This window comes from Pelomonas sp. BJYL3 (assembly GCF_027257975.1).
In the GTDB taxonomy this organism is placed as follows: Bacteria; Pseudomonadota; Gammaproteobacteria; order Burkholderiales; family Burkholderiaceae_C; genus Roseateles_B; species Roseateles_B flavus.
The window spans coordinates 238,809-262,137 of the sequence record NZ_JANZKX010000001.1 but is presented as its reverse complement, the minus strand read 5'-3'; the positions used below and the strand labels follow the sequence as shown (position 1 = coordinate 262,137).

Sequence of the window (23,329 nt, the reverse complement as noted above, 5' to 3'; positions counted from 1 at the left end):
GCGCGGAAGAGCCGCGCTTGCCGGGACATAATCCGACCCCATATGACCCGCTATCACCCGCTGAACCAACCGCAAGGACCCTTCATGAGCGCGCTGGAAACGAGCAATCTGGGCATGGTGCCCATCGTCATCGAACAATCGGGCCGCGGCGAGCGTGCCTATGACATCTACAGCCGCCTGCTGCGCGAGCGCATCATCTTCCTGGTCGGCCCCGTCAACGACGCAACCGCCAACCTGGTCGTGGCCCAGCTGCTGTTCCTGGAGAGCGAGAACCCGGACAAGGAGATCTCGCTGTACATCAACAGCCCGGGCGGCAGCGTCTCGGCCGGCATGTCCATCTATGACACCATGCAGTTCATCAAGCCCGAGGTCTCGACCCTGTGCATGGGCATGGCCGCGAGCATGGGCGCCTTCCTGCTGACCGCCGGTGCCAAGGGCAAGCGCTTCGCGCTGCCCAACTCTAAGATCATGATTCACCAGCCCCTGGGCGGCGCCCAGGGCCAGGCCACGGACATCGAGATCCACGCCCGCGAGATCCTCAAGACCCGCGAGCAGCTCAACCGCATCATGGCCGAGCGCAGCGGTCAGCCCCTGGAGAAGATCCAGAACGACACCGAGCGCGACTACTTCATGTCGGCCGCAGAGGCGCAGGCTTATGGCCTGATCGACCAGGTGATCGAGAAGCGCCCCTGAGTGCAGGCGGGCAGGGCTGGGGCAGGGACCTGGCCTTGTCCGCATGACGCACACGGCACCGCCGCCAACTGGTGCCGGATGAGGGTCCTTATCCGCCCAAGGGCCCTTTCTTCTTATGAACTATCATCAGCACAGGTCTCCCACCTGAACCGTAAAGCAGATCCATGGCCGAGAAAAAAGGCAACTCCAGCGAGAAAGTCCTCTACTGCTCCTTCTGCGGCAAGAGCCAGCATGAAGTGAAGAAGCTGATCGCTGGCCCGTCGGTATTCATTTGCGATGAGTGCATCGAGCTGTGCAACGACATCATCCGCGATGAGGTGCCGGCCGAAGGCGCGCAGCCGCGTGCCAGCAAATCCGATCTGCCCGTCCCGAGTGAAATCAAGAGCAGCCTGGACCAGTACGTGATCGGCCAGGACGTCGCCAAGCGCACGCTGTCCGTGGCGGTCTACAACCACTACAAGCGCCTGCGCCACATGGCGGACAACAAGGGCGAGGTGGAGCTGTCCAAGAGCAACATCCTGCTGATCGGCCCCACGGGCTCCGGCAAGACGCTGCTGGCTCAGACTCTGGCCCGCCTGCTCAACGTGCCCTTCGTGATCGCCGACGCCACCACGCTGACCGAAGCCGGCTACGTGGGCGAGGACGTCGAGAACATCATCCAGAAGCTGCTGCAGAACTGCAATTACGACGTCGAGCGTGCGCAGCGTGGCATCGTCTACATCGACGAGATCGACAAGATCTCCCGCAAGGCCGACAACCCCTCCATCACCCGCGACGTGTCGGGCGAAGGCGTGCAGCAAGCCCTGCTGAAGCTCGTCGAAGGCACGATGGCCTCGGTGCCACCGCAGGGCGGCCGCAAGCACCCCAACCAGGACTTCCTGCAGATCGACACGACCAACATCCTGTTCATCTGCGGCGGCGCCTTCGATGGCCTGGAGAAGGTCATCCAGAATCGCTCCGAGAAGTCCGGCATCGGCTTCGGTGCCTCGGTGAAGAGCAAGTCCGAGCGCAAGGTCTCCGAGCTCTTCCGTGAAGTCGAGCCGGAGGACCTGATCAAGTTCGGCCTGATCCCCGAACTGGTGGGCCGCCTGCCGGTGGTCGCCACCCTGGGCGAGCTCACCGAGGACGCGCTGATCCAGATCCTCACCGAGCCTAAGAATGCACTGGTCAAGCAGTACCAGCAGCTGTTCGCCATGGATGGCGTGGAGCTGGAGATCCGTTCCTCGGCCCTGGGTGCCATCGCCCGCAAGGCACTGGCCCGCAAGACCGGGGCTCGTGGCCTGCGTTCCATCATGGAGCATTCGCTGATCGACACCATGTTCGAGCTGCCCGCCCTCGATGGCGTGGCCAAGGTCGTCCTGGACGAGCACAACATCGAGGAAGACGCCAAGCCGCTGCTCGTCTATCGCGAGCAGGCCAAGGCCAGCGCCTGACCGGTCCGGCCCCGTACGGCAGCCCGGCCGGGCTGACCGTGCGAAAGAGCACAGTCACAACCGGCCTGATGACAGGCACAGGGCGCAGTCCCGGCCTTGCAATCAGTCCCTCGGGCCCCAGATGGGCTTGAGAAAGAGAGGTTTCTATGTCCGGTCATCCCATCCTGCCCGCAGAACCCATCACCCTGCCGCTGCTGCCGCTGCGCGATGTGGTGGTGTTCCCGCACATGGTGATCCCCCTGTTTGTCGGGCGTCCCAAGTCCATCAAGGCGCTTGAAGCCGCCATGGACGCCGGCCGCCAGATCATGCTCGTGGCCCAGAAGGCCGCCGGCAAGGACGAGCCCAAGGCCGACGACATGTTCGAGGTCGGCTGCGTCTCCAGCATCCTGCAGATGCTCAAGCTGCCTGACGGCACCGTGAAGGTGCTGGTCGAGGGTCTGCAGCGGGCCACCACCAACACCATCAGCGAGACGGAAGAGCACTTCGTCGCCGAGGTCACGCCCATCCCGCCCGAGGCCACCCTGGCTCCTGAGGTGGAGGCCCTGCGCCGCGCCGTGACCCAGCAGTTCGACCAGTACGTCAAGCTGAACAAGAAGATCCCTCCGGAGATCCTCACCTCCATCGCCGGCATCGACGACGCCGGCCGCCTGGCCGACACCATCGCCGCCCACCTGCCGCTGAAGCTCGATGCCAAGCAGTCGGTGCTGGACCTGGCCGACGTGGCCAAGCGTCTGGAGAAGCTGCTGGACCTGCTGGAGCATGAGGTCGACATCCTGCAGGTGGAAAAGCGCATCCGTGGCCGCGTCAAGCGCCAGATGGAGAAGAGCCAGCGCGAGTACTACCTCAACGAGCAGGTCAAGGCCATCCAGAAGGAGCTGGGCGACGGCGAAGAAGGCGCCGACATGGAAGAGCTCGAGAAGCGCATCCAGGCCGCCCGCATGCCCAAGGAAGCCCGCAAGAAGGCCGAGGGCGAGCTGAAGAAGCTCAAGCTGATGTCGCCCATGTCGGCCGAGGCCACCGTGGTGCGCAACTACATCGACACCCTGGTCAACCTGCCCTGGAGCAAGAAGACCAAGATCAAGCACGACCTGGCCTTTGCCGAGTCGGTGCTGAACGAGGACCACTACGGCCTCGACAAGGTCAAGGAACGCATCCTCGAATACCTCGCGGTGCAGCAGCGCGTGGACAAGGTCAAGGCGCCCATCCTGTGCCTGGTCGGCCCTCCCGGCGTGGGCAAGACCTCGCTGGGCCAGTCCGTGGCCCGCGCCACCGGCCGCAAGTTCGTGCGCATGGCCCTGGGGGGTGTGCGTGACGAGGCCGAGATCCGCGGCCACCGCCGCACCTACATCGGCTCCATGCCGGGCAAGGTGCTGCAGTCGCTCTCCAAGGTGGGCACGCGCAATCCGCTGTTCCTGCTGGACGAAATCGACAAGCTGGGCATGGACTTCCGCGGCGATCCGTCCTCGGCGCTGCTGGAAGTGCTCGACCCCGAGCAGAACCACACCTTCGCCGATCACTACATCGAGGTGGACTTCGACCTGTCCGACGTCATGTTCGTGGCCACGTCCAACTCGCTGAACATCCCGCCGGCCCTGCTGGACCGCATGGAGGTGATCCGCCTGTCCGGCTACACGGAAGACGAGAAGGTCAGCATTGCCCAGCGCTACCTGCTGCCCAAGCAGCGCACCAACAATGGTGTGAAGGAAGAAGAGCTGGAGGTCGCCGAGTCCGCCATCCGTGGCGTGATCCGCTACTACACCCGCGAAGCCGGCGTGCGTTCGCTGGAACGCGAGGTCTCCAAGATCTGCCGCAAGGTGGTCAAGGGTCACCAGCTGAAGAGTTATGAGGGCAAGGTGGTCATCACGGAGGACAACCTCCACGACTTCCTGGGCGTGCGCAAGTACGACTTCGGCCGCGCCGAGAAGACCAACCAGGTCGGCCAGGTGGTCGGTCTGGCCTGGACGGAAGTGGGCGGCGACCTGCTCACCATCGAAGCCACGGCCATGCCGGGCAAGGGCAACATCATCCGCACCGGCTCGCTGGGCGATGTGATGAAGGAGTCCGTCGAGGCCGCGCGCACGGTGGTGCGCTCGCGTGCCAGCCGCCTGGGCATCAAGGACGAGCTCTTCGAGAAGCGCGACGTCCACGTGCACGTGCCGGATGGCGCCACGCCCAAGGATGGCCCGAGCGCCGGCGCCGCCATGACCACGGCCTTCGTCTCTGCGCTGACGGGCATTCCGGTGCGTGCCGATGTCGCCATGACGGGCGAGATCACGCTGCGCGGCGAGGTGACCGCCATCGGTGGCTTGAAGGAGAAGCTGCTGGCCGCGCACCGCGGTGGCATCAAGACCGTGATGATCCCGGAAGAGAACGTCAAGGACCTGCAGGACATCCCCGAGAACGTCAAGAACCAGCTGGAGATCGTGCCGGTGCGCTGGATCGAGCGCGTGCTGGAAGTGGCGCTGGAGTCCATGCCCAAGGCCCTGCCGGAAGAGGAAGCCGTGCCGGCCAAGGCCACCGAGGAAGCTGCCAAGCCGGCCGCTGCCGCGGGCGAAGCCATCAAGCATTGAGACTTTGATGAAATGCCCCGCGCAACTCTTGCGCGGGGTGTGAAATCCGGTCTATAATGTGAGCTTCAGCGCAAACGGCGAGACACTGAAAACAAGACGAAAGTCTTGAAGGCAGTTTTCTCAAACGTGTGTTGAAGTCCATTCGGATCCATGCGGGAATAGCTCAGTTGGTAGAGCGCAACCTTGCCAAGGTTGAGGTCGCGAGTTCGAGCCTCGTTTCCCGCTCCAGGATTTGAAAAGGAATTTCAGAGGGAAGCCCCGGCTTCCCTTTTTCGTCAAGGTCAGCACCAAGGGCCTTGGCGTCGGTTGTGATGGCGCGGTAGCAAAGCGGTTATGCCCCGGATTGCAAATCCGGTTAGTCCGGTTCGACTCCGGACCGCGCCTCCAGAATGACATGCGGGAATAGCTCAGTTGGTAGAGCGCAACCTTGCCAAGGTTGAGGTCGCGAGTTCGAGCCTCGTTTCCCGCTCCATCATTCGATCCGAACGCTGGCTGTCACCAAAGCAGTCGGCACCATGCGGGAATAGCTCAGTTGGTAGAGCGCAACCTTGCCAAGGTTGAGGTCGCGAGTTCGAGCCTCGTTTCCCGCTCCAGTTTTGATGCGCTGGATGAATTTCATCCGGTCCATGCGGGAATAGCTCAGTTGGTAGAGCGCAACCTTGCCAAGGTTGAGGTCGCGAGTTCGAGCCTCGTTTCCCGCTCCAGATCCGAAAAGGGGAAGCACTGCTTCCCCTTTGTCGTTTCCGGGCTGGCCCTCGTGCCCGCCCGCAGGTGATCACGGCGCCGCCAAGGCCGCCGCCGCAGATAATGCGCACCGTCAGCGACCCTTGCCCGGGTGGTGAAATTGGTAGACGCAGCGGACTTAAAATCCGCGGCCCTGAACGGGGCGTACGGGTTCGAGTCCCGTCCCGGGCACCAGATTCAGGATTCGCCAATGCCGACCTTGCGTCGGCTTTTTCATTTCCCGCGCCGGCAGGCCCCGGCGCTCGGCGGATCCGTGTTGCGGGGCAGGGCCTGGATGGGCTCAGAGATCGATCTGGCGGGCCGTCTGCGGGGCCTGCAGGGCCAGGGTGGCCAGGCGTTCGAGGGGCGCCGGATCGCCCGTGCTTTCCAGCCGCACCGAGGCGCCGTGGGCACTCAGCCCCAGCTCCGTCCATCGTTTGAGCGCCTGGCGTGCGACCGCACCCTCCGTGTTCAGCACCGTGACCTCCGGCCCCAGCAGGGCCTCGATGCGGTCCTGGATGAAGGGGTAGTGGGTGCAGCCCAGCAGCACGGTGTCCGCGCCACTGGCCTTCACGGCATCGGTGTAGGTCTTCAGCAGTTCCTGCAGGCGCGCATCGTCCAGATGACCGGTCTCGATGCGGTCCACCAGGCCCGGGCAGGCCTGGCTGTGCACATGCACGGTGCCGCCGTGGGTGGCGATCAGCTGCCGGTAGCGCTCGCTGTTGACGGTGGCCTGGGTGGCCATCACCGCGATGCGCCCATTGCGCGTGGCCTGGACGGCGGGCTTGATGCCCGGCTCGATGCCCACGATGGGCAGCGCCGGCCAGCGCGCCCGCAGCGCGGCCACCGCATGGGCCGTGGCGGTGTTGCAGGCCACCACGATCAGCGCCGCACCATGGGCGATCAGGTGCTCGCCGATGGCCAGGCAGCGCGCCACGATGGCCTCCGTGCTCTTGGGGCCGTAGGGGGCGTGGCCGGAATCGGCTACGTAGTGCAGCGGCGTGTCGGGCAGGGCGCTGCGCAGCGCTCGCAAGACGGTGAGTCCGCCTACGCCGGAGTCGAAGACGCCGATGCCCGGCGGGACCTCTGCTCCTGGGGAGCTGGCGGAAGGATTGCTGTCCATCATCAGGGAGCGGAGTCTAAATGCTGCTTGCCAAGGCCCCGATCTTCATGCCTAAAATAGAACGATCGTTCGTTTTATTTTTCACCTTGATGGACGTGCGGCGTGCAGGGCTTCGCGGATGGGCGCCAGACCCCCGTAGAATCCTGATTAACGTTTACGTCAATTCGCCTGGAGTGCTTCGATGAAGGTATTGGTTCCCGTCAAACGAGTCGTCGACTACAACGTCAAGGTGCGCGTCAAGAGCGACGGCACGGGCGTGGACATCGCCAATGTGAAGATGTCCATGAACCCCTTTGACGAAATTGCCGTCGAAGAGGCCGTGCGCCTGAAGGAAAAGGGCGTCGTCACCGAGGTGATCGCCGTGTCCTGCGGCGTGACCCAGTGCCAGGAAACCCTGCGCACCGCCATGGCCATCGGCGCCGACCGCGCCATCCTGGTCGAGACCGACGCCGAGCTGCAGCCCCTGGCCGTGGCCAAGATCCTGAAGGCCCTGGTCGACAAGGAGCAGCCCCAGCTGGTGATCCTGGGCAAGCAGGCCATCGACGATGACTGCAACCAGACCGGCCAGATGCTGGCCGCGCTGACCGGCCTGCCGCAAGGCACCTTCGCCTCCAAGGTCGAAGTGGCCGACGGCAAGGTGGCCGTGACCCGTGAGGTGGACGGCGGCCTGGAGACCGTGTCCCTGAGCCTGCCCGCCGTGGTCACCACCGACCTGCGCCTGAACGAGCCGCGCTACGTCACCCTGCCCAACATCATGAAGGCCAAGAAGAAGCAGCTGGACGTCGTCAAGCCGGCCGACCTGGGCGTGGATGTGGCGCCCCGCATCAAGACCCTGAAGGTCGAAGAGCCGCCCAAGCGCAGCGCTGGCATCAAGGTGCCGGATGTGGCCACCCTGGTGTCCAAGCTCAGGAACGAAGCGAAGGTGATCTAACCACCGGGAACAGACCGCCCCTACGCGCTTCGCGCGCCCCTCAAGGGGCGGGCCCGTAGGACCGGCAGAGCCGGATCCTCGGGCTCCACTTGGAAAATCAAGACAGATTGATGCGGTGCGGCGAGCTTCGCCGCACTGATGGAGATAGAAGACATGACCGCACTCGTCATTGCCGAACACGACAACGCGTCCATCAAGGGCGCCACGCTGAACACCGTCACGGCCGCTGTGGCCGCTGGTGGTGACGTCCATGTGCTGGTGGCCGGCCACAATGCCGGCGCCGCAGCCGCTGCTGCTGCCCAGATCGCTGGCGTGAGCAAGGTGCTGCACGCCGACAGCGCCGCCCTGGCCGACGGCCTGGCCGAGAACCTGGCTGCGCAAGTCCTGGCCCTGGCTTCCGGTTACAGCCATCTGCTGTTCCCCGCCACCGCCTCCGGCAAGAACGTCGCCCCGCGCGTCGCCGCCCTGCTGGACGTGGCCCAGCTCAGCGACGTCACCAAGGTCCTCAGCGCCGACACCTTCGAGCGTCCCATCTACGCTGGCAACGCCATCGCCACCGTGCAGTCGACCGACGCCGTCAAGGTGATCACCGTCCGCACGACCGGCTTTGACGCCGCTGCCGCGACCGGTGGCAGCGCCGCCGTCGAGACCGTGGCTGCCGCCGCCGACAGCGGCAAGAGCAGCTTCGTGGGCCGCGAGGTCACCAAGAGCGACCGCCCCGAGCTGACCGCCGCGAAGATCATCGTCTCCGGTGGCCGCGCCCTGGGTTCCAGCGACAAGTTCAATGAAGTCCTGACCCCGCTGGCTGACAAGCTGGGCGCCGCCCTGGGCGCTTCGCGCGCTGCCGTCGACGCCGGCTATGCGCCCAACGACTGGCAGGTGGGCCAGACCGGCAAGATCGTCGCCCCGCAGCTGTACATCGCCTGCGGCATCAGCGGCGCCATCCAGCATCTGGCCGGCATGAAGGACTCCAAGGTGATCGTCGCGATCAACAAGGACCCGGAAGCTCCGATCTTCTCCGTGGCCGACTACGGCCTGGAAGCCGACCTGTTCACTGCCGTGCCCGAGCTGGTCAACAGCCTCTGAGCTGCTACGACTAGGAATCAGCCTCTCAAGAAAGCGCAGGGCCGTCCCAAGCTTTCTTGCCCCTTCGGGGGAGCCTGGCACGAGGTGGCAGGCCCGGGGGCTGACATCAGCAGGGCGCCGGACTTCACCGTTGCGGCGCCCTTCGTCCATCTGGAGACAAGACGATGACTTACCGCGCCCCCGTCAAGGACATGATCTTCACCATGCAGGAGCTCGCCGGCCTGCAGCAGCTGACCGAAGCGGTCCCCGAATTCGCCGACTACGGCGTCGAGACCGCGCAGGCCGTGCTGGAGGAGTGCGCCAAGCTCAACGAAGGCGTGATCGCCCCGCTGAACTTCGAAGGCGACAAGAACCCCAGCTACTGGAAGGACGGCCAGGTCTTCACGACCCCCGGCTTCAAGGAGGCCTTCAGGCAGTTCGCCGAGGGCGGCTGGCAGGGGCTGCAGCACCCGACCGAGTTCGGCGGCCAGGGCCTGCCCAAGACCATCGGCGCGGCCTGCGGCGAGATGATCAACAGCGCCAACATGAGCTTCGCGCTGTGCCCGCTGCTGACCGACGGCGCCATCGAGGCCCTGCTGACCGCGGGCAGCGACGAGCAGAAAGCCGTCTACCTGCCCAAGCTGATCGACGGCAGCTGGACCGGCACCATGAACCTGACCGAGCCGCAAGCCGGTTCGGACCTGGCCCTGGTGCGCACCCGCGCCGAGCCGCAGCCTGACGGCACCTACAAGATCTTCGGCACCAAGATCTTCATCACCTACGGCGAGCACGACATGGCCGAGAACATCGTGCACCTGGTGCTGGCCCGCGTGGCCGGCGCGCCGGAAGGCGTGAAGGGCATCAGCCTCTTCCTCGTGCCCAAGTTCATGGTCAATGCCGACGGATCGCTGGGTGCGCGCAATGACGCGCACTGCGTGTCCATCGAGCACAAGATGGGCATCAAGGCCAGCCCGACCGCCGTGCTGCAGTTCGGTGACAACGGCGGCGCCATCGGCTACCTGATCGGTCAGGAGAACCGCGGCCTCGAGTACATGTTCATCATGATGAACGCCGCCCGCTTCGGCGTGGGCGTGCAGGGCATCGCCATTGCTGACCGCGCCTACCAGAAGGCCGTGCAGTATGCGCGTGACCGCGTGCAGTCGCGCCCGGTGGACGGCTCGGTGGCCGGCAGTGCTGCCATCATCCATCACCCGGACGTGCGCCGCATGCTGATGACCATGCGCTCACTGACCGAGGGCTGCCGTGCCATGTCCCTGGTGGCTGCCGCTGCGTATGACGCCGCGCACCATCATCCGGACGCCGACACCCGCAAGCAGAACCAGGCCTTCTACGAGTTCATGGTGCCCCTGGTGAAGGGCTACAGCACCGAGATGAGCCTGGAGGTGACCTCGCTGGGCGTGCAGGTGCATGGCGGCATGGGCTTCATCGAGGAGACCGGCGCGGCGCAGTACTACCGCGATGCCAAGATCCTGACCATCTACGAAGGCACGACCGCCATCCAGGCCAATGACCTGGTGGGCCGCAAGACCCTGCGCGACGGTGCCCAGATGGCCAAGGCCGTCGCGGCCCAGATCGAAGGCACGGAAGCCCTGCTGGCCCAGCGCGACAGCGCAGCGGCCAAGGCCATGCTCAAGCAGCTGGCCGCCGCCCGCAAGGCTTTCGTGGAGTCGGCCGAGTTCATCGCCGGCAGCGGCAAGGGCAATCCGAATGCGGCCTTTGCGGGCTCGGTGCCCTACCTGATGCTGGCCGGCAACCTGGTGGCCGGCTGGCAGCTGGCCCGCGCGCTGATGGTGGCAGAAGACAAGCTGGCCGCAGGCGAGGACCAGGCCTTCATGCAGGCCAAGATCGCCACCGCGCGCTTCTATGCCGAGCACATCCTGCCGCGCGCACTGGCCCACCGTGATGCCATCGTCGACGGCGCCGACAGCGTCACCGCGATGGCCCTGGACGCCTTCTGATCGAAGGCCTGCCACCCAGGCAAGACCTGACCCCGCCCGTGCGGTGCCAGGTCTTGCCTCCTGTTTTCCCGCCTCATTGATCCGTCTTTCCGGAAGGACTTGGAATGACCGTGCCCACCCTGTTGAAGCGCCTGCGTCTGCCCGTCATCGGCTCGCCGCTGTTCATCATCAGCAACCCCAAGCTCGTGATCGCCCAGTGCACCGCGGGCATCGTGGGTTCCATGCCTTCGCTGAACGCGCGGCCCGCAGCGCAGCTGGACGACTGGCTGGCCGAGATCACCGAGGCCCTGGCGGCTCATGACCGCGCGCATCCGGACCGCCCCGCCGCGCCCTTCGCGATCAACCAGATCGTGCACAAGAGCAATGACCGCCTCGAGCAGGACATGGCCGTGTGCGCCAAGTACAAGGTGCCCCTGGTCATCACCTCCCTGGGGGCCCGCGAGGACGTCAACCAGGCGGTGCACGCCTGGGGCGGCCTGGTGATGCACGACATCATCAACAACAAGTTCGCCCACAAGGCCATCGAGAAGGGCGCCGACGGCCTGATCGCCGTGGCGGCGGGGGCGGGCGGGCATGCCGGCACCAAGAGCCCTTTCGCGCTGATCCAGGAGATCCGTGAGTGGTTCGACGGCCCGCTGGCGTTGTCGGGCTCCATGGCCACCGGCGACGCCGTGCTGGCCGCGCAGGCCATGGGCGCCGATTTCGCCTACATGGGCTCGGCCTTCATCGCCACCGAGGAGGCGCGCGCCGCCGAGGCCTACAAGCAGATGATCGTGGCCAGCAACAGCGACGACATCGTCTACAGCAACCTCTTCACCGGCGTGCATGGCAACTACCTGAAGGGTTCCATCGTCGCTGCGGGCATGGATCCGGAGAACCTGCCGGAGTCTGATCCGAGCGCGATGAACTTCGGCGGCGACTCCAAGAAGGCCTGGAAGGACATCTGGGGCTGCGGCCAGGGCATCGGCGCCATCCGCGAGATCGTGCCGGCCGCGCAGCTGGTGGATCGCCTTGAGCGCGAGTACCTCGCCGCGCGCGCCCGCCTGGCGCTGGGCTGATCAGGCTTCAGGCGGCTGGGGCTCCAGCGAGCAGTCGCAGCCCTGGCCCGCGGCAATCCAGCGGCGCACCAGCCAGCCGCGCAGGCCACCGGGCTTCGCGCCCAAGGCGCCGCACACATAGCGCTCACCTTCCCAGCGCAACGCCACGCAAGCGCCGCGCAGCCTCCGGCTCAGCAGCACGCCCAACGGGCAGGGCTCGGCCAGGCAGCACACCCCGCAGCCGTTGCAGGGCTGGCCCACGACGGGCTTGGCAGGGGCTTCAGCGTGGATTTCAATGGTGCGGAGGCCGTTCATCCGTCTGACTGTAGTCCCCGTTGTGCCGGCGGCCTGTTCAGGGATCCATGCATTCTCCGCTTCGCCAGCCGGTGTGGCTGCCTGCGGCTGGGGCGAAACCATTCTGTCGAATTGACCTGTCAGATTTGACAGTGCAACGCTACCTCTCTTTTTTGTAGTATCGCGCCGAATTTTTATGGCATGCGAATAACACAATAAAGAGATGGAAAAGGATGGGTTTCTGTAGGGCATGGCTGCTTGCCTGGTGCTTGCTGACGCCGGTCTTGGCTGCGTGCGCGACCGCATCTGCGGCGTCGCGGGCCGAATCTGCTGGGCGCGTGCTGGCGTTCAAGGAATGGACAGACGCTCGCGGAACCAAGGTTCTGCTGGTGCAGGATGCCGCCGTGGAGCGCGCAGAGGTGACGGCTCACGTCGCCTACGGAAGCTTCGACGAACCTCGCGCATATGACGGGCTGGCGCACCTGCGCGAGCATTTGGTGGGCTATGCGGCATCGCCGGAATCGGAGGCGGTCATTCCCTGGGTGAGGCGGCAGCATCTGGGGGACTATTGGTTCAAGACTCGCGACACGGACACGGTCTACTTTGCCGCAGTGGAGGCCGGAAGGAGTCGCGAGCTGCTGCAGCGTCTTGATGCCGCGCTGAAGCCGCGGGCCTATCCCGTCGTTACCGTTCGCCAACAGATCCAGGAGCTGGAGCGGGAATGGCGAGAGTTCCAAGGACAGGATTCTCAGATCCTCGAGAAGATCGAGGGCTTGGCAGTCGATCGCGACCATCCTGCGGCGCGTTTCCGTTCTGGCAGCGAATCAAGCCTGCCGCTGGCAAGTGCGGAGGCCATTGCGCATCAGGCCGAGCGGATGTCCGCTGTTCAGCACAAGCCCTGCGCGCTGTCATGGGTGTTTGTGTCGCCGTTCCCTTTGCGCGAAATGCAGCGAATCCTGGAGTCCGCCTGGCATGTTCGCGAGGCTCCGCCTGGGCAGGGCGTGCGCTGCGGCGGCGACCGCCGGCGTGCGCAGGATCCCCGGCCCTTGTGGCGCCCGGAGTTTTCCGGAGCCATCGCGGCGGTGGAGGGATTCGAGCATGCGCAGGAGTTGTGGCTTGTCTGGGCCACACCTGAGCTCCGATCGCGCGATGTTGGCGAGTTCTGGGTGTCGCAGATGGAAGGCGCCCATCCAGGCAGCCTGCGCCAGCTGTTGCGGGCCAGGGGATGGATCAAGGATTTGTCCGTCAACTTTGCGAGCCGCTACTTCGAGGCGGCGGACCGCTGGTGGCTGCGTCTGCACCTCACGGACGCCGGTCGGAGCCAGATGTCCTCGATGCGGCAGGCCATCGAATCGTGGTGGCAGCAGTGGGGCCTGAAGGCGGGCGAGGCCGCCATCCGATATGAGGGGCTGGCAGCGGAGAGCCGGCGGTGGGCGCCCGTCGCATCTCGAGCGCAATGGGGCTTCCAAATGGCCACGGCACTGTCCAGTTGCTCGGGCCGAGCCTTGTTTCAGGATTGCGCATCTCATGCATCGCGCTTCGCGAACGAGCGGACGCTGCCCCGGCTTCGTTGGACTGACATGACGGCATGGACGGTTCCCGGTGATCGCTCGCAGCGCCTGGCCTGGCTGGATCGATGGCGCCAGCGGGTCCCACAACCCAGCGTCTGGCCTGACCTGCCGCAGCTCCCGCCCATCGAGCGGTCGGCTTCTGATGCCGCGCCAGCTCCGTTCGTATTTGATGGCTGGGGGAGGCTGCCGCCCGGGCACATCGTTGCCGAGTGGCGCCGCCTCAACTGGCCAGTTTGCGAGCATCCGGGGAATCCCAAGGAGCCGTTCATTGCAACGATGCGAGCCCAGGTCGATCTGTCGGCTCTAGATGAAGCGGACCGAGTTCGCGCGCTGATTGCCTTGGAACGGGGGCGTTCGCGCGACGGCGTGCTGGGGCCCAGTCACTACGGGTTTGGGCAGACCAAGGAATGGCACCTGAGGGGTACGGTGGTGGAGCTGTCTCTGCGAGGGCGTCGGGATTGGCAGGTCAGGGCCATGCACGCATGGCTTCGAGTCCTGGGTGACTTCGATGCGCGGGAAGACCAGGAGGCGGCGCTGGAGGTCCTTCGCAGGCTGGCCAACGAAGAAGTGCGGGATCCGTCGTTCGAGAACCTCGTCGGCCGGATGATGCGCGATGCGGGGCGGACGCCTTCACAGCTCAGTGCATGGCTGAGCGAATTTGGCCGGAGCAATGCCAGTGTGGACAAGACCAGCCCCGCCGCACGTCGGCGCCATTTGCCGATTCGCCTGTGGCTTGCGGACGGGGCGTTCAAGGGACAGCGGACCGATGACTGTCAGACGCCTCTGCCAGCCGTAGAGGGTGAAGCCTGGCGCGAGTTGGGGCCTGTCATGCAAGAGGTGGCACTGCCTCCGAACGCTCAGGCCAGTGCCCTGCTGCTTCGATGTGAGCCGTGGGAAGCCCGGCGATTCTGGGCATCTCGCCACTGGCGCTCAAGCTTGCGCCTTCAGCTGCGGACCCTGGCACGGGAGCAAGGTCTGGGCATTCCCTTCATCTCTGTCCCTGCCTTTGCGGTTCCCGGGGGGGGGTGCTGGGGGGTGTTTGCTGAGGCGGCGCCGGATGCCGGCAGCGGCTTGGCCGAATCGCTCCGATCTTTGATTGCTCGGCGCACTGCGCTGATCGGCCAAAAGGAAGCACCGAGCCGTCCCGGCTGGCATTTGCCTGAACCCGAATGCGATGTCGAGGGCTGGCAGCAGGTCTGGAGTACTGGCTGGCCGGAGGCCCTCGCCGACTGCCCCTTCGGAGCAAGAGCTGCTGAAGCACGAACGCACGCTTCCGGAGCGATGGAGGCTTGGCTACAGCGCGAATGGGCGGACACACAGGCTTGGCGGGTGTACCTGGGGACTCCGTCCCTTAAGATCAATGAATGAAAAGGCGAGGACAATGTCACTGGATAAGGGAATTGAATATCTGCTTGGATCCTTTGGTCAGGAGAGATTCATGGCCGAGGTCTATGAGAAGCACTGGAAGCTTTTTTCGGATGCCTGCAAAGTCCCTGAAGATATTCTTTCCATTGAAGATGTCGAAAGCTATCTTTTCTCGGCAATGCCATGGACGATTGTCGAACCTTGGGGCGGATCCGGTCTTCTGGCTGCCAAGGCGCCCACGGGAGGGCGTCGCGCGGAAATCAGTTCGGTCGAGGAGGCCCTGGCCCTTTATGCGGCGGGAAATACCTTGATTCTCCCGCGAGCCCAGAAGCGCTGGCCCAAGCTCGCAGAGTTGTGCGCGAAGATATCAAGCGAAATGCTCTGTCAGGTAGAGGCGAACATCTATCTGACGCCGCCAAACTCTCAGGGATTCCTGGCGCATTACGACAGTCATGATGTATTCCTCCTGCAAATGGAGGGCAGCAAGCGGTGGCGCTTGCGCGTGGATCCTGCCATCCACTTGCCAGCGGTCGAAGATGCGCTGCGTACCGAATTCATCGAGGTTGACCGGGACTATGACGGCGACGAGATTCAGGAAGTGATGCTGGACAAAGGGGCTTCGCTCTACATCCCGCGTGGTGTCGTGCACAGCGGGGTTGCCGAAGAGCAGTGCTCGATGCACATCACATTCGGGCTGCACCCGATCACCTGGTACAAGTTGATTCGTTCGACGGTTCTGGATGGCACCATGCAGGACAGCCGACTGCGCCAGACCGTGCCCCACGAGATTCTCTGCAACCTTGACGATCCAGCTTCCAGGGAAAAGGTCATGGAAATGGCGGAGCTGGCGCTCAGCAAGGGGCGGGTAGCCACTTCGCTGAGGTTCCTGTATGAACGCTCAGGTGCCCTGGTTCCTGGGAAGCGCATTCGCACCATCAATAACATGTCCAGGATTGACAACGGAACGCGGCTTAGGCTTCAGCCGGGCGCGGAGCTTTATTGGAATGACACCTCTCAGCAATCCTGGTTCACCGTGACCGGTCGCCGGATCACCGTGCCAGCGTCAAAAATGCTGATATTGATCGATCGAGTCGCCGAACTCGGTTCGTTTTCTCCTGATGACCTAGCAGATCTGGCCAAGCCTGATGAGGCGCTCGAATTCTGTCGCTGGCTGATCGGGCAGGGGCTTGTTTCGTTTCAAGAGGGCTGAAGCCCCGGAGGATGAGGAGGGTGTATTAATGGAAAAGGAGAATGAATGAAATCCAGGCTTGTAGGTAAGCGAGTTCCTCAGCAGAAGAACGATGCCCAGGAGTTGAGCTCCGAGTTGTTGCAGGCTGTTGCCGGTGGCGTTCAGCTTCAAGCTGACACCAACAACGAGCGAAATACCCAGAACAACAACAATGAGAGGAATGGCAGCAAACTCGTCTCTGACGGAATGCTTGCATAAAGGAAAAGGGTGCTTGCGAGCACCCTTTTTCTGGTTCTTGAGAAGGCCTCTGCGTCAGCCCTTGACGCCCAACTCGCGGAGCCGCTCCTCCAGATAGCTGTGCGCCGTGTAGCGGTCGCTCAGCACTACTTCGTTGCGCGGGTGCAGGAAGAGGGGCAGGGAGATGCGGCTCTTCTTCGCGCCGTCGCCCACGGGGTTCACCACGCGGTGGATGGTGGAGGGGTAGTAGCCTTGCGAGGCTTCCTGGAGCATGTCGCCGATGTTGATGATCAGCATGCCGAAGTCGCAGGGCACGTCGACCCAGCTGCCGTCCTTGGCCTGCACCTGCAGGCCGGGCTCGTTGGCAGCGGGGAGGATGGTCAGCAGGTTGATGTCCCCGTGCGGCGCAGCGCGCAGGGAGCCGGCGGGCTCCTGGCCGGTGAGGGGCGGGTAGCGCAGCACGCGCAGCAGGGTCTGGCGGCTGTCCTTGATCATGTGGGAGAGCGGCTCGCGGTAGTTCTTCGCGATGTCCGGCGGGGTGTGCCGCTCCACCCAGGACAGCAGCTCGGCCGCGAGGCCGTTGGCCAGGCCGTAGTACTGCATCGCATCGTCCTTGAGGGCCGGTGGGATGCGGCCCCAGGGATAGATGTGGAAGTACTCCTTGATGTCCTTTTGCGTGAAGCCCTTGGCCGTCTCGGAGATCTCGGTGGAGAACCAGCCATCCTGCGTCTCCTTGGAGAACGTGTAGCCGGTCTTCTCGTCGCCGTTGAAGAAGCCGAGCCAGTCGGCATAGATCTTCTCGACCAGCGTCTGGGGGATGGGATGGTTCACCAGCACACCGAAGCCGGTTTCATGCAGGGAACGGGTGAAGCGCTCGGCGGCATCCGGGGCGCGGTAGTCAACGACGCTGACTTGCATGGGGGAGTCCTTTTCTCTTCCCGTCGCCCGGCCATTCAATCGCGGGGCCGTGGCGCGCGCGGGAAGTCTAGGCCATGGCCCGTGAATTCGCAAACGTTTGGCCTGCCGGCACTCCAATGGCAAGCCAGGGCCGGGCCGTGCAAAAGCCTCAGAAGCGGCCTCAAGTTGCCGAAGATCAAGGCGGCCGGTGCATTGGTGGCAGATGGCAAGGGTGTTACAGTCCGGTTCCCTGTGATGGGGATTCGTACCGGAAGCCAGTGGTGGCAGGTGCGCATCCTCAGGTCCTTCCCGTCCCCTTTTCTGGCAACAGCAAAGGCGGGTCGCAATCCGCCAACCGGTCAAGCCGTGTCGCGGAAGGTTGTCCAACCAGCCAACAGTTCTGGAAACCGGAACAAGAGGTGAGCGAAATGATGCAGCAATACAGGTCGAATTCGTACCTGTTCGGGGGCAATGCGCCCTATGTCGAAGAGATGTACGAGGCTTACCTCGACAATCCTGGTTCCGTGCCGGACAACTGGCGCGCCTACTTCGACGCCCTCCAGCACGTCCCTGCCGTGGACGGCAGCGACGCCCGCGACGTGGCCCATGCGCCCGTCATCGAATCCTTCGCCCAGCGCGCCAAGGCCAATGCCTTCGGCAACAAGGCATCCAGCGCCGACCTGGCGGTGGCCCGCAAGCAGGTGCACGTCCAGTCCCTGATCGCCGCCTACCGCTTCCTGGGCAACCGCTGGGCCGAGCTCGACCCGCTCAAGCGTGGTGAGCGTCCCAAGATTCCCGAACTCGATCCGGCCTTCTACGACCTGAGCGAGTCCGACATGGACATCGCCTTCTCCGCCGCCAACACCTACTTCGGTGGCGAGACCATGAGCCTGCGCCAGATCGTTCAGGCCCTGCGCGAGACCTACTGCGGCACCATCGGCGCCGAGTTCATGCACGGTTCCGACCCCGCCGAGAAGCGCTGGTGGCAGGAGCGCCTGGAGAAGCAGCGCGGCAAGCCCACCTTCAATGCGGAAGACAAGAAGCGCATCCTCGATCGCCTGACCGCGGCCGAAGGCCTGGAGCGCTACCTCCACACCAAGTACGTCGGCCAGAAGCGCTTCTCTCTGGAAGGTGGCGAGAGCTTCATCGCCGCGATGGACGAGCTGATCCAGCGCGCCGGCGAGAACGGCGTGCAGGAAATCGTGATCGGCATGGCCCACCGCGGCCGCCTGAATGTGCTGGTGAACACCCTGGGCAAGATGCCCAAGGACCTGTTCGCCGAGTTCGAGCACAAGGGTGCCCACGACCTGCCCGCAGGCGACGTGAAGTACCACCAGGGCTTCTCCAGCGATGTGTCCACGCAGGGCGGCCCTGTCCACCTGAGCCTGGCCTTCAACCCCTCGCACCTGGAAATCGTGAACCCGGTGGTCGAAGGCAGCGTGCGCGCCCGCCAGGACCGCCGCGGCGACACCGCCGGCAGCCAGGTGCTGCCGGTGCTGGTGCACGGTGACGCAGCCTTCGGCGGCCAGGGCGTCGTGCAGGAAACGCTGTGCATGGCCCAGACCCGCGGCTACCGCACGGGCGGCACGGTGCACATCGTCATCAACAACCAGATCGGCTTCACCACCAGCGACCCGCGCGACCTGCGTTCCACGCAGTACTGCTCCGACGTCGTCAAGATGATCGAGGCCCCGGTGCTGCACGTGAACGGCGACGACCCGGAAGCCGTCGTGTGGGCCGCACAGCTGGCGATGGACTACCGCACCGCGTTCAAGAAGGACGTGGTCATCGACATCGTCTGCTTCCGCAAGCTGGGCCACAACGAGCAGGACACCCCGGCCCTGACCCAGCCCCTGATGTACAAGAAGGTCGCCGCCCACCCCGGCACCCGCAAGCTGTACGCCGACAAGCTGGTCGCCCAGACCGCCCTGGCTGCCGACGAACCCGACAACATGGTCAAGGCCTACCGCGCCGCCATGGACGAAGGCCGTCACACCGTGGACCCGGTGCTGACCAACTACAAGGGCAAGTACGCCACGGACTGGACGCCCTTCCTGGGCAAGAAGTGGACGGACAACTGCGACACCGCCATCCCCGTGTCCGAATGGAAGCGTCTGGCCGAGCGCATCACCACGCTGCCCAAGGACTTCGTCCCGCACAACCTGGTGCAGAAGCTGATCGCCGACCGCGCCGCCATGGGCCGTGGCGAGATCAACGTCGACTGGGGCATGGGCGAGCACATGGCCTTCGCCTCGCTGGTCGCTTCGGGCTATCCCGTGCGTCTGTCGGGTGAGGACTGCGGCCGCGGCACCTTCACGCACCGCCATGCCGTGATCCATGACCAGAACCGCAGCAACTGGGACGAAGGCACCTTCATCCCGCTGCAGAACGTGGCCGAGAACCAGGCCCCGTTCGTGGTCATCGACTCCATCCTGTCGGAAGAGGCCGTGCTGGGCTTCGAGTACGGCTATGCCGCTGCCGAGCCCAACACGCTGACCATCTGGGAAGCCCAGTTCGGCGACTTCGTCAACGGTGCGCAGGTCGTGATCGACCAGTTCATCGCCTCGGGCGAAGTGAAGTGGGGCCGTGCCAACGGCCTGACCATGATGCTGCCGCACGGCTACGAAGGCCAGGGCCCCGAGCACAGCTCGGCCCGCCTGGAGCGCTTCATGCAGCTGGCCGCGGACAACAACATGCAGATCGTGCAGCCCACCACGGCTTCGCAGATCTTCCATGTGCTGCGCCGCCAGATGCTGCGCATGTTCCGCAAGCCGCTGGTCATCATGACCCCCAAGAGCCTGCTGCGTGCCAAGGACGCCACCTCGCCGCTGTCCGAGTTCACCAAGGGTGAGTTCCAGACCGTGATCGGCGAGCTGGACGCCAGCATCGACGCCGCCAAGGTCAAGCGCGTGATCGCCTGCTCGGGCAAGGTCTACTACGACCTGGTCAAGAAGCGCGAGGAGAAGAAGGCCACCGACGTCGCGATCCTGCGCGTCGAGCAGCTCTACCCCTTCCCGCACAAGGCCTTCGCCGCCGAGATCAAGAAGTACCCGAACGCCGCGGACATCGTGTGGTGCCAGGACGAGCCGCAGAACCAGGGCGCCTGGTTCTTCGTGCAGCACTACATCCACGAGAACATGCTGGACGGCCAGAAGCTGGGCTTCGCCGGTCGCCCCGCGTCCGCCTCGCCGGCTTGCGGCTATGCGCACCTGCACCAGGAGCAGCAGAAGGCGCTGCTGGACCAGGCCTTCGCCAAGCTCAAGGGCTTCGTTCTCACCAAATAAGTCAAAGCGGCCCTGGGTGCCGCTCCTGACCCGCCCGGTTCAGGCGTCCACCTCGTGACGCCGGACCGCGGGCAGTGAGCGGCCAGCGCAGCAGCAAGCAGAAAGAATCATCATGGCAATCGTTGAAGTCAAGGTTCCCCAACTGTCTGAATCGGTGTCCGAAGGCACCCTGATCTCCTGGAAGAAGAAGCCCGGCGAAGCCGTCGCGGTGGACGAGATCCTGATCGAGATCGAAACCGACAAGGTCGTGCTGGAAGTGCCCGCGCCCAGCGCCGGCGTGCTGGCCGAGACCCTGAAGGACGGCGGCGCCTCCGTCGTGAGCGAGGAAGTCATCGCCCGCATCGACACCGAAGGCAAGGCCGGTGCCGTGGCCGCCCCGGCTGCAGCGCCTGCAGCCGCTCCGGCCGCCGCAGCCCCCGCTGCTGCCGCCAACAAGGGTGACGTGGCCATGCCCGCCGCCGCGAAGATCCTGGCCGAGAAGGGCCTGCAGGCCACCGACGTCGCCGGCTCCGGCAAGGACGGCCGCGTGACCAAGGGCGACGCCCTGGCCGCCGGCGCCAAGCCTGCCGCCGTGGCCGCGCCGGTCGCCGCCCCCGTGGCCGCCGCCAAGCCGCTGCCGGCCGTCGCCGCGCCCGTCGCACAGAACCTGGGTGACCGCCCCGAGCAGCGCGTGCCGATGAGCCGCCTGCGCGCCCGCGTGGCCGAGCGTCTGATCCAGTCGCAGTCGACCAACGCCATCCTGACCACGTTCAACGAAGTGAACATGGCGCCGCTGATGGAGATGCGCAAGAAGTTCCAGGAGAAGTTCGAGAAGGAGCACGGCGTCAAGCTGGGCTTCATGAGCTTCTTCGTGAAGGCCGCCGTCGCTGCCCTCAAGAAGTTCCCGGTGCTGAACGCCTCGGTCGATGGCAATGACATCGTCTACCACGGCTACTTCGACATCGGCATCGCCGTGGGCTCGCCCCGTGGCCTGGTCGTGCCCATCATCCGCAATGCCGACCAGCTGAGCTTTGCCGACATCGAGAAGAAGATCGCCGAGTTCGGCCAGAAGGCCAAGGAAGGCAAGATCTCCATCGACGACCTGACCGGCGGCACCTTCTCCATCTCCAATGGCGGCACCTTCGGCTCCATGCTGTCGACCCCCATCATCAACCCGCCGCAGTCGGCCATCCTGGGCGTGCACGCCACCAAGGACCGCGCCGTGGTCGAGAACGGCCAGGTCGTGGTGCGCCCGATCAACTACCTCGCGATGTCCTACGACCACCGCATCATCGACGGCCGCGAAGCCGTGCTGGGCCTGGTCACGATGAAGGAAGCGCTGGAAGACCCGGCCCGCCTGCTGTTTGACATCTAAATGGTGACTGCGCGGCCTCAGGGCAGCGCGGCAGGTCCATCCCCGGAACCTGTACGCGAGCCTGAGGCCGTTTGCCATGCCCCGAGCCCTCGGGGCCTGCTGCGACAAGGAATCAAGACATGAGCACCAAGAACTTTGACGTCGTCGTGATCGGCGGCGGCCCCGGCGGCTACATCGCCGCCATCCGTGCCGCCCAGCTGGGCTTCAACGCGGCCTGCATCGACGAGTGGAAGAACGAGAAGGGCGGCCCCGCACCGGGCGGCACCTGCACCAACGTCGGCTGCATCCCCTCCAAGGCCCTGCTGCAGTCCTCGGAGCATTTCGAGCACGCCAACCACCACTTCGCCGAGCACGGCATCACGGCGGACAACGTCCAGATCGACGTCGCCAAGATGATCGGCCGCAAGGCCACCGTCGTGAAGCAGAACAACGACGGCATCCTCTACCTGTTCAAGAAGAACAAGGTCAGCTTCTTCCACGGCCGCGGCTCCTTCGTCGCTGCCAAGGACGGCGGCTACGAGATCAAGGTGGCTGGCGCTGCTGAAGAGACGCTGAGTGCCAAGCACGTCATCATCGCCACCGGCTCCAATGCCCGCCAGCTGCCCGGCGCCGAGTTCGACGAAGAGCTGATCCTCTCCAACGACGGCGCGCTGCGCATCCCCGCCACGCCCAAGAAGCTGGGCGTGATCGGCTCTGGCGTGATCGGCCTGGAGATGGGCTCGGTGTGGCGCCGCCTGGGTGCCGAAGTCACCATCCTCGAAGCCATGCCGGCCTTCCTGGGCGCTGCCGACGAAGCCGTGGCCAAGGAAGCCGCCAAGGTCTTCAAGAAGCAGGGCCTGGACATCCAGCTCGGCGTGAAGATCGCCTCGGTGACCAAGGGCAAGGACAGCGTCACCATCGCCTACGCCGACGCCAAGGGCGCCGAGCAGAGCCTGGTGGTGGACAAGCTGATCGTCTCCATCGGCCGCGTGCCCAACACCATCGGCCTGAATGCCGAAGCCGTGGGCCTGAAGCTGGACGAGCGCGGCGCCATCGTCGTGGACGACGAGTGCAAGACCAACCTGCCCAATGTCTGGGCCGTGGGTGACGTCGTGCGCGGCCCCATGCTGGCCCACAAGGCCGAGGAAGAGGGCGTGGCCGTGGCCGAGCGCATCGCAGGCCAGCACGGCCATGTGAACTTCGGCACCATTCCCTGGGTCATCTACACCAGTCCCGAGATCGCCTGGGTCGGCAAGACCGAGCAGCAGCTCAAGGCCGAGGGTGTCGCGTACAAGGCCGGCCAGTTCCCCTTCATGGCCAATGGCCGCGCTCGCGCGCTGGGCGACACCACCGGCTTCGTGAAGATGCTGGCAGACGCCAAGACCGACGAGATCCTGGGCGTGCACATCATCGGCCCCTTCGCTTCCGAGCTGGTTGCCGAAGCCGTGGTGGCGATGGAGTTCAAGGCCTCGGCCGAGGACATTGCCCGCATCTGCCACGCCCACCCGAGCTTGAGCGAAGCCACCAAGGAAGCGGCCCTGGCCGTGGACAAGCGCACCCTGAATTTCTGATCCCGATCGGAAGTCACGGGTTCAAAGGGGCGGC

The 23,329-nt window shown here is 64.9% G+C and carries 16 protein-coding genes and 6 tRNA genes; 19 read left to right on the top strand and 3 right to left on the bottom strand.

Features of this window, described 5'->3' with window-relative positions; all coding sequences use genetic code 11:
* Positions 1 to 84: 84 nt before the first annotated feature.
* The 9 genes from clpP (at position 85) to O9Y01_RS01120 (ending at position 5,614) form a co-directional block, all read left to right on the top strand.
* On the top strand, positions 85 to 693 hold the full coding sequence (gene clpP / locus O9Y01_RS01160) for an ATP-dependent Clp endopeptidase proteolytic subunit ClpP (protein ID WP_269629651.1): 609 nt from the start codon (positions 85 to 87) through the stop codon (positions 691 to 693).
* 164 nt (positions 694 to 857) lie between these two features.
* Complete coding sequence (gene clpX / locus O9Y01_RS01155; protein ID WP_183104799.1) at positions 858 to 2,126, top strand: ATP-dependent Clp protease ATP-binding subunit ClpX; 1,269 nt, start codon at positions 858 to 860, stop codon at positions 2,124 to 2,126.
* Positions 2,127 to 2,272: 146 nt separating this feature from the next.
* Positions 2,273 to 4,696, top strand: a complete 2,424-nt coding sequence (gene lon / locus O9Y01_RS01150) for an endopeptidase La (protein ID WP_269629650.1) — start codon at positions 2,273 to 2,275, stop codon at positions 4,694 to 4,696.
* Positions 4,697 to 4,848: 152 nt separating this feature from the next.
* Positions 4,849 to 4,924, top strand: a tRNA-Gly gene (locus O9Y01_RS01145).
* An 85-nt stretch (positions 4,925 to 5,009) separates the two neighbouring features.
* Positions 5,010 to 5,083 (top strand) — tRNA-Cys (locus tag O9Y01_RS01140).
* A gap of 9 nt (positions 5,084 to 5,092) precedes the next feature.
* A tRNA-Gly gene (locus tag O9Y01_RS01135) sits at positions 5,093 to 5,168 on the top strand.
* A 45-nt stretch (positions 5,169 to 5,213) separates the two neighbouring features.
* Positions 5,214 to 5,289 (top strand) — tRNA-Gly (locus tag O9Y01_RS01130).
* Between the two features lie 35 nt (positions 5,290 to 5,324).
* Positions 5,325 to 5,400: transfer RNA gene (locus O9Y01_RS01125), tRNA-Gly, on the top strand.
* 125 nt (positions 5,401 to 5,525) lie between these two features.
* Positions 5,526 to 5,614: transfer RNA gene (locus tag O9Y01_RS01120), tRNA-Leu, on the top strand.
* A 106-nt stretch (positions 5,615 to 5,720) separates the two neighbouring features.
* On the opposite strand, the gene murI is transcribed toward O9Y01_RS01120, so the two are convergent.
* Positions 5,721 to 6,542, bottom strand: a complete 822-nt coding sequence (murI, locus tag O9Y01_RS01115) for a glutamate racemase (RefSeq protein WP_269629649.1) — start codon at positions 6,540 to 6,542, stop codon at positions 5,721 to 5,723.
* 181 nt (positions 6,543 to 6,723) lie between these two features.
* Between murI and O9Y01_RS01110 the strand changes: the two genes are divergently transcribed.
* The 4 genes from O9Y01_RS01110 to O9Y01_RS01095 all read left to right on the top strand — a co-directional run bounded on the left by O9Y01_RS01110 (position 6,724) and on the right by O9Y01_RS01095 (position 11,575).
* Positions 6,724 to 7,473 carry an electron transfer flavoprotein subunit beta/FixA family protein gene (locus tag O9Y01_RS01110; protein ID WP_269629648.1) on the top strand — a complete coding sequence of 250 codons (750 nt, stop codon included), beginning with the start codon at positions 6,724 to 6,726 and terminating at the stop codon, positions 7,471 to 7,473.
* Between the two features lie 153 nt (positions 7,474 to 7,626).
* A complete protein-coding gene (locus O9Y01_RS01105; protein ID WP_269629647.1) occupies positions 7,627 to 8,559 on the top strand; it encodes an electron transfer flavoprotein subunit alpha/FixB family protein in 933 nt (310 codons plus the stop codon).
* 164 nt (positions 8,560 to 8,723) lie between these two features.
* Positions 8,724 to 10,517: an acyl-CoA dehydrogenase gene (locus O9Y01_RS01100; RefSeq protein ID WP_269629646.1), complete on the top strand. Its 1,794-nt coding sequence runs from the start codon at positions 8,724 to 8,726 to the stop codon at positions 10,515 to 10,517.
* A 104-nt stretch (positions 10,518 to 10,621) separates the two neighbouring features.
* Positions 10,622 to 11,575 (top strand): NAD(P)H-dependent flavin oxidoreductase, encoded by a 954-nt coding sequence (locus O9Y01_RS01095; RefSeq protein ID WP_269629645.1) that lies wholly within the window; start codon positions 10,622 to 10,624, stop codon positions 11,573 to 11,575.
* Here O9Y01_RS01095 and O9Y01_RS01090 read toward each other — a convergent pair whose 3' ends face one another.
* On the bottom strand, positions 11,576 to 11,869 hold the full coding sequence (locus O9Y01_RS01090; RefSeq protein ID WP_269629644.1) for a hypothetical protein: 294 nt from the start codon (positions 11,867 to 11,869) through the stop codon (positions 11,576 to 11,578).
* Between the two features lie 317 nt (positions 11,870 to 12,186).
* Here O9Y01_RS01090 and O9Y01_RS01085 point away from each other — a divergent pair, with 317 nt between their 5' ends.
* The 3 genes from O9Y01_RS01085 to O9Y01_RS01075 all read left to right on the top strand — a co-directional run bounded on the left by O9Y01_RS01085 (position 12,187) and on the right by O9Y01_RS01075 (position 16,231).
* Entirely contained in the window at positions 12,187 to 14,787 is a 2,601-nt protein-coding gene (locus tag O9Y01_RS01085; RefSeq protein ID WP_269629643.1) for an insulinase family protein, read from the top strand.
* 70 nt (positions 14,788 to 14,857) lie between these two features.
* Positions 14,858 to 15,994, top strand: coding sequence for a cupin domain-containing protein (locus O9Y01_RS01080; protein ID WP_269629642.1), 1,137 nt, complete (start codon positions 14,858 to 14,860; stop codon positions 15,992 to 15,994).
* 45 nt (positions 15,995 to 16,039) lie between these two features.
* Positions 16,040 to 16,231, top strand: coding sequence for a hypothetical protein (locus tag O9Y01_RS01075; RefSeq protein WP_269629641.1), 192 nt, complete (start codon positions 16,040 to 16,042; stop codon positions 16,229 to 16,231).
* Positions 16,232 to 16,285: 54 nt separating this feature from the next.
* On the opposite strand, the gene O9Y01_RS01070 is transcribed toward O9Y01_RS01075, so the two are convergent.
* A complete protein-coding gene (locus O9Y01_RS01070) occupies positions 16,286 to 17,128 on the bottom strand; it encodes a 2OG-Fe(II) oxygenase family protein (protein ID WP_269629640.1) in 843 nt (280 codons plus the stop codon).
* A gap of 407 nt (positions 17,129 to 17,535) precedes the next feature.
* On the opposite strand from O9Y01_RS01070, the gene O9Y01_RS01065 reads away from it, so the two are divergent.
* The 3 genes from O9Y01_RS01065 (at position 17,536) to lpdA (ending at position 23,295) form a co-directional block, all read left to right on the top strand.
* Positions 17,536 to 20,391, top strand: coding sequence for a 2-oxoglutarate dehydrogenase E1 component (locus O9Y01_RS01065; protein ID WP_269629639.1), 2,856 nt, complete (start codon positions 17,536 to 17,538; stop codon positions 20,389 to 20,391).
* A gap of 112 nt (positions 20,392 to 20,503) precedes the next feature.
* Complete coding sequence (gene odhB / locus O9Y01_RS01060) at positions 20,504 to 21,745, top strand: 2-oxoglutarate dehydrogenase complex dihydrolipoyllysine-residue succinyltransferase (protein WP_269629638.1); 1,242 nt, start codon at positions 20,504 to 20,506, stop codon at positions 21,743 to 21,745.
* Positions 21,746 to 21,864: 119 nt separating this feature from the next.
* Positions 21,865 to 23,295, top strand: coding sequence for a dihydrolipoyl dehydrogenase (gene lpdA, locus O9Y01_RS01055; RefSeq protein ID WP_269629637.1), 1,431 nt, complete (start codon positions 21,865 to 21,867; stop codon positions 23,293 to 23,295).
* Positions 23,296 to 23,329: the final 34 nt, after the last annotated feature.

What these genes read in the sequence shown, in the direction of transcription:
- clpP (WP_269629651.1), top strand. Translation starts at nt 85, where the DNA reads ATGAGCGCGCTGGAAACGAGCAATCTGGGCATGGTGCCCATCGTCATC.
- clpX (WP_183104799.1), top strand. Translation starts at nt 858, where the DNA reads ATGGCCGAGAAAAAAGGCAACTCCAGCGAGAAAGTCCTCTACTGCTCC.
- lon (WP_269629650.1), top strand. Translation starts at nt 2,273, where the DNA reads ATGTCCGGTCATCCCATCCTGCCCGCAGAACCCATCACCCTGCCGCTG.
- murI (WP_269629649.1), bottom strand. Translation starts at nt 6,542, where the DNA reads ATGGACAGCAATCCTTCCGCCAGCTCCCCAGGAGCAGAGGTCCCGCCG.
- O9Y01_RS01110 (WP_269629648.1), top strand. Translation starts at nt 6,724, where the DNA reads ATGAAGGTATTGGTTCCCGTCAAACGAGTCGTCGACTACAACGTCAAG.
- O9Y01_RS01105 (WP_269629647.1), top strand. Translation starts at nt 7,627, where the DNA reads ATGACCGCACTCGTCATTGCCGAACACGACAACGCGTCCATCAAGGGC.
- O9Y01_RS01100 (WP_269629646.1), top strand. Translation starts at nt 8,724, where the DNA reads ATGACTTACCGCGCCCCCGTCAAGGACATGATCTTCACCATGCAGGAG.
- O9Y01_RS01095 (WP_269629645.1), top strand. Translation starts at nt 10,622, where the DNA reads ATGACCGTGCCCACCCTGTTGAAGCGCCTGCGTCTGCCCGTCATCGGC.
- O9Y01_RS01090 (WP_269629644.1), bottom strand. Translation starts at nt 11,869, where the DNA reads ATGAACGGCCTCCGCACCATTGAAATCCACGCTGAAGCCCCTGCCAAG.
- O9Y01_RS01080 (WP_269629642.1), top strand. Translation starts at nt 14,858, where the DNA reads ATGGCCGAGGTCTATGAGAAGCACTGGAAGCTTTTTTCGGATGCCTGC.
- O9Y01_RS01075 (WP_269629641.1), top strand. Translation starts at nt 16,040, where the DNA reads ATGAAATCCAGGCTTGTAGGTAAGCGAGTTCCTCAGCAGAAGAACGAT.
- O9Y01_RS01070 (WP_269629640.1), bottom strand. Translation starts at nt 17,128, where the DNA reads ATGCAAGTCAGCGTCGTTGACTACCGCGCCCCGGATGCCGCCGAGCGC.
- O9Y01_RS01065 (WP_269629639.1), top strand. Translation starts at nt 17,536, where the DNA reads ATGATGCAGCAATACAGGTCGAATTCGTACCTGTTCGGGGGCAATGCG.
- odhB (WP_269629638.1), top strand. Translation starts at nt 20,504, where the DNA reads ATGGCAATCGTTGAAGTCAAGGTTCCCCAACTGTCTGAATCGGTGTCC.
- lpdA (WP_269629637.1), top strand. Translation starts at nt 21,865, where the DNA reads ATGAGCACCAAGAACTTTGACGTCGTCGTGATCGGCGGCGGCCCCGGC.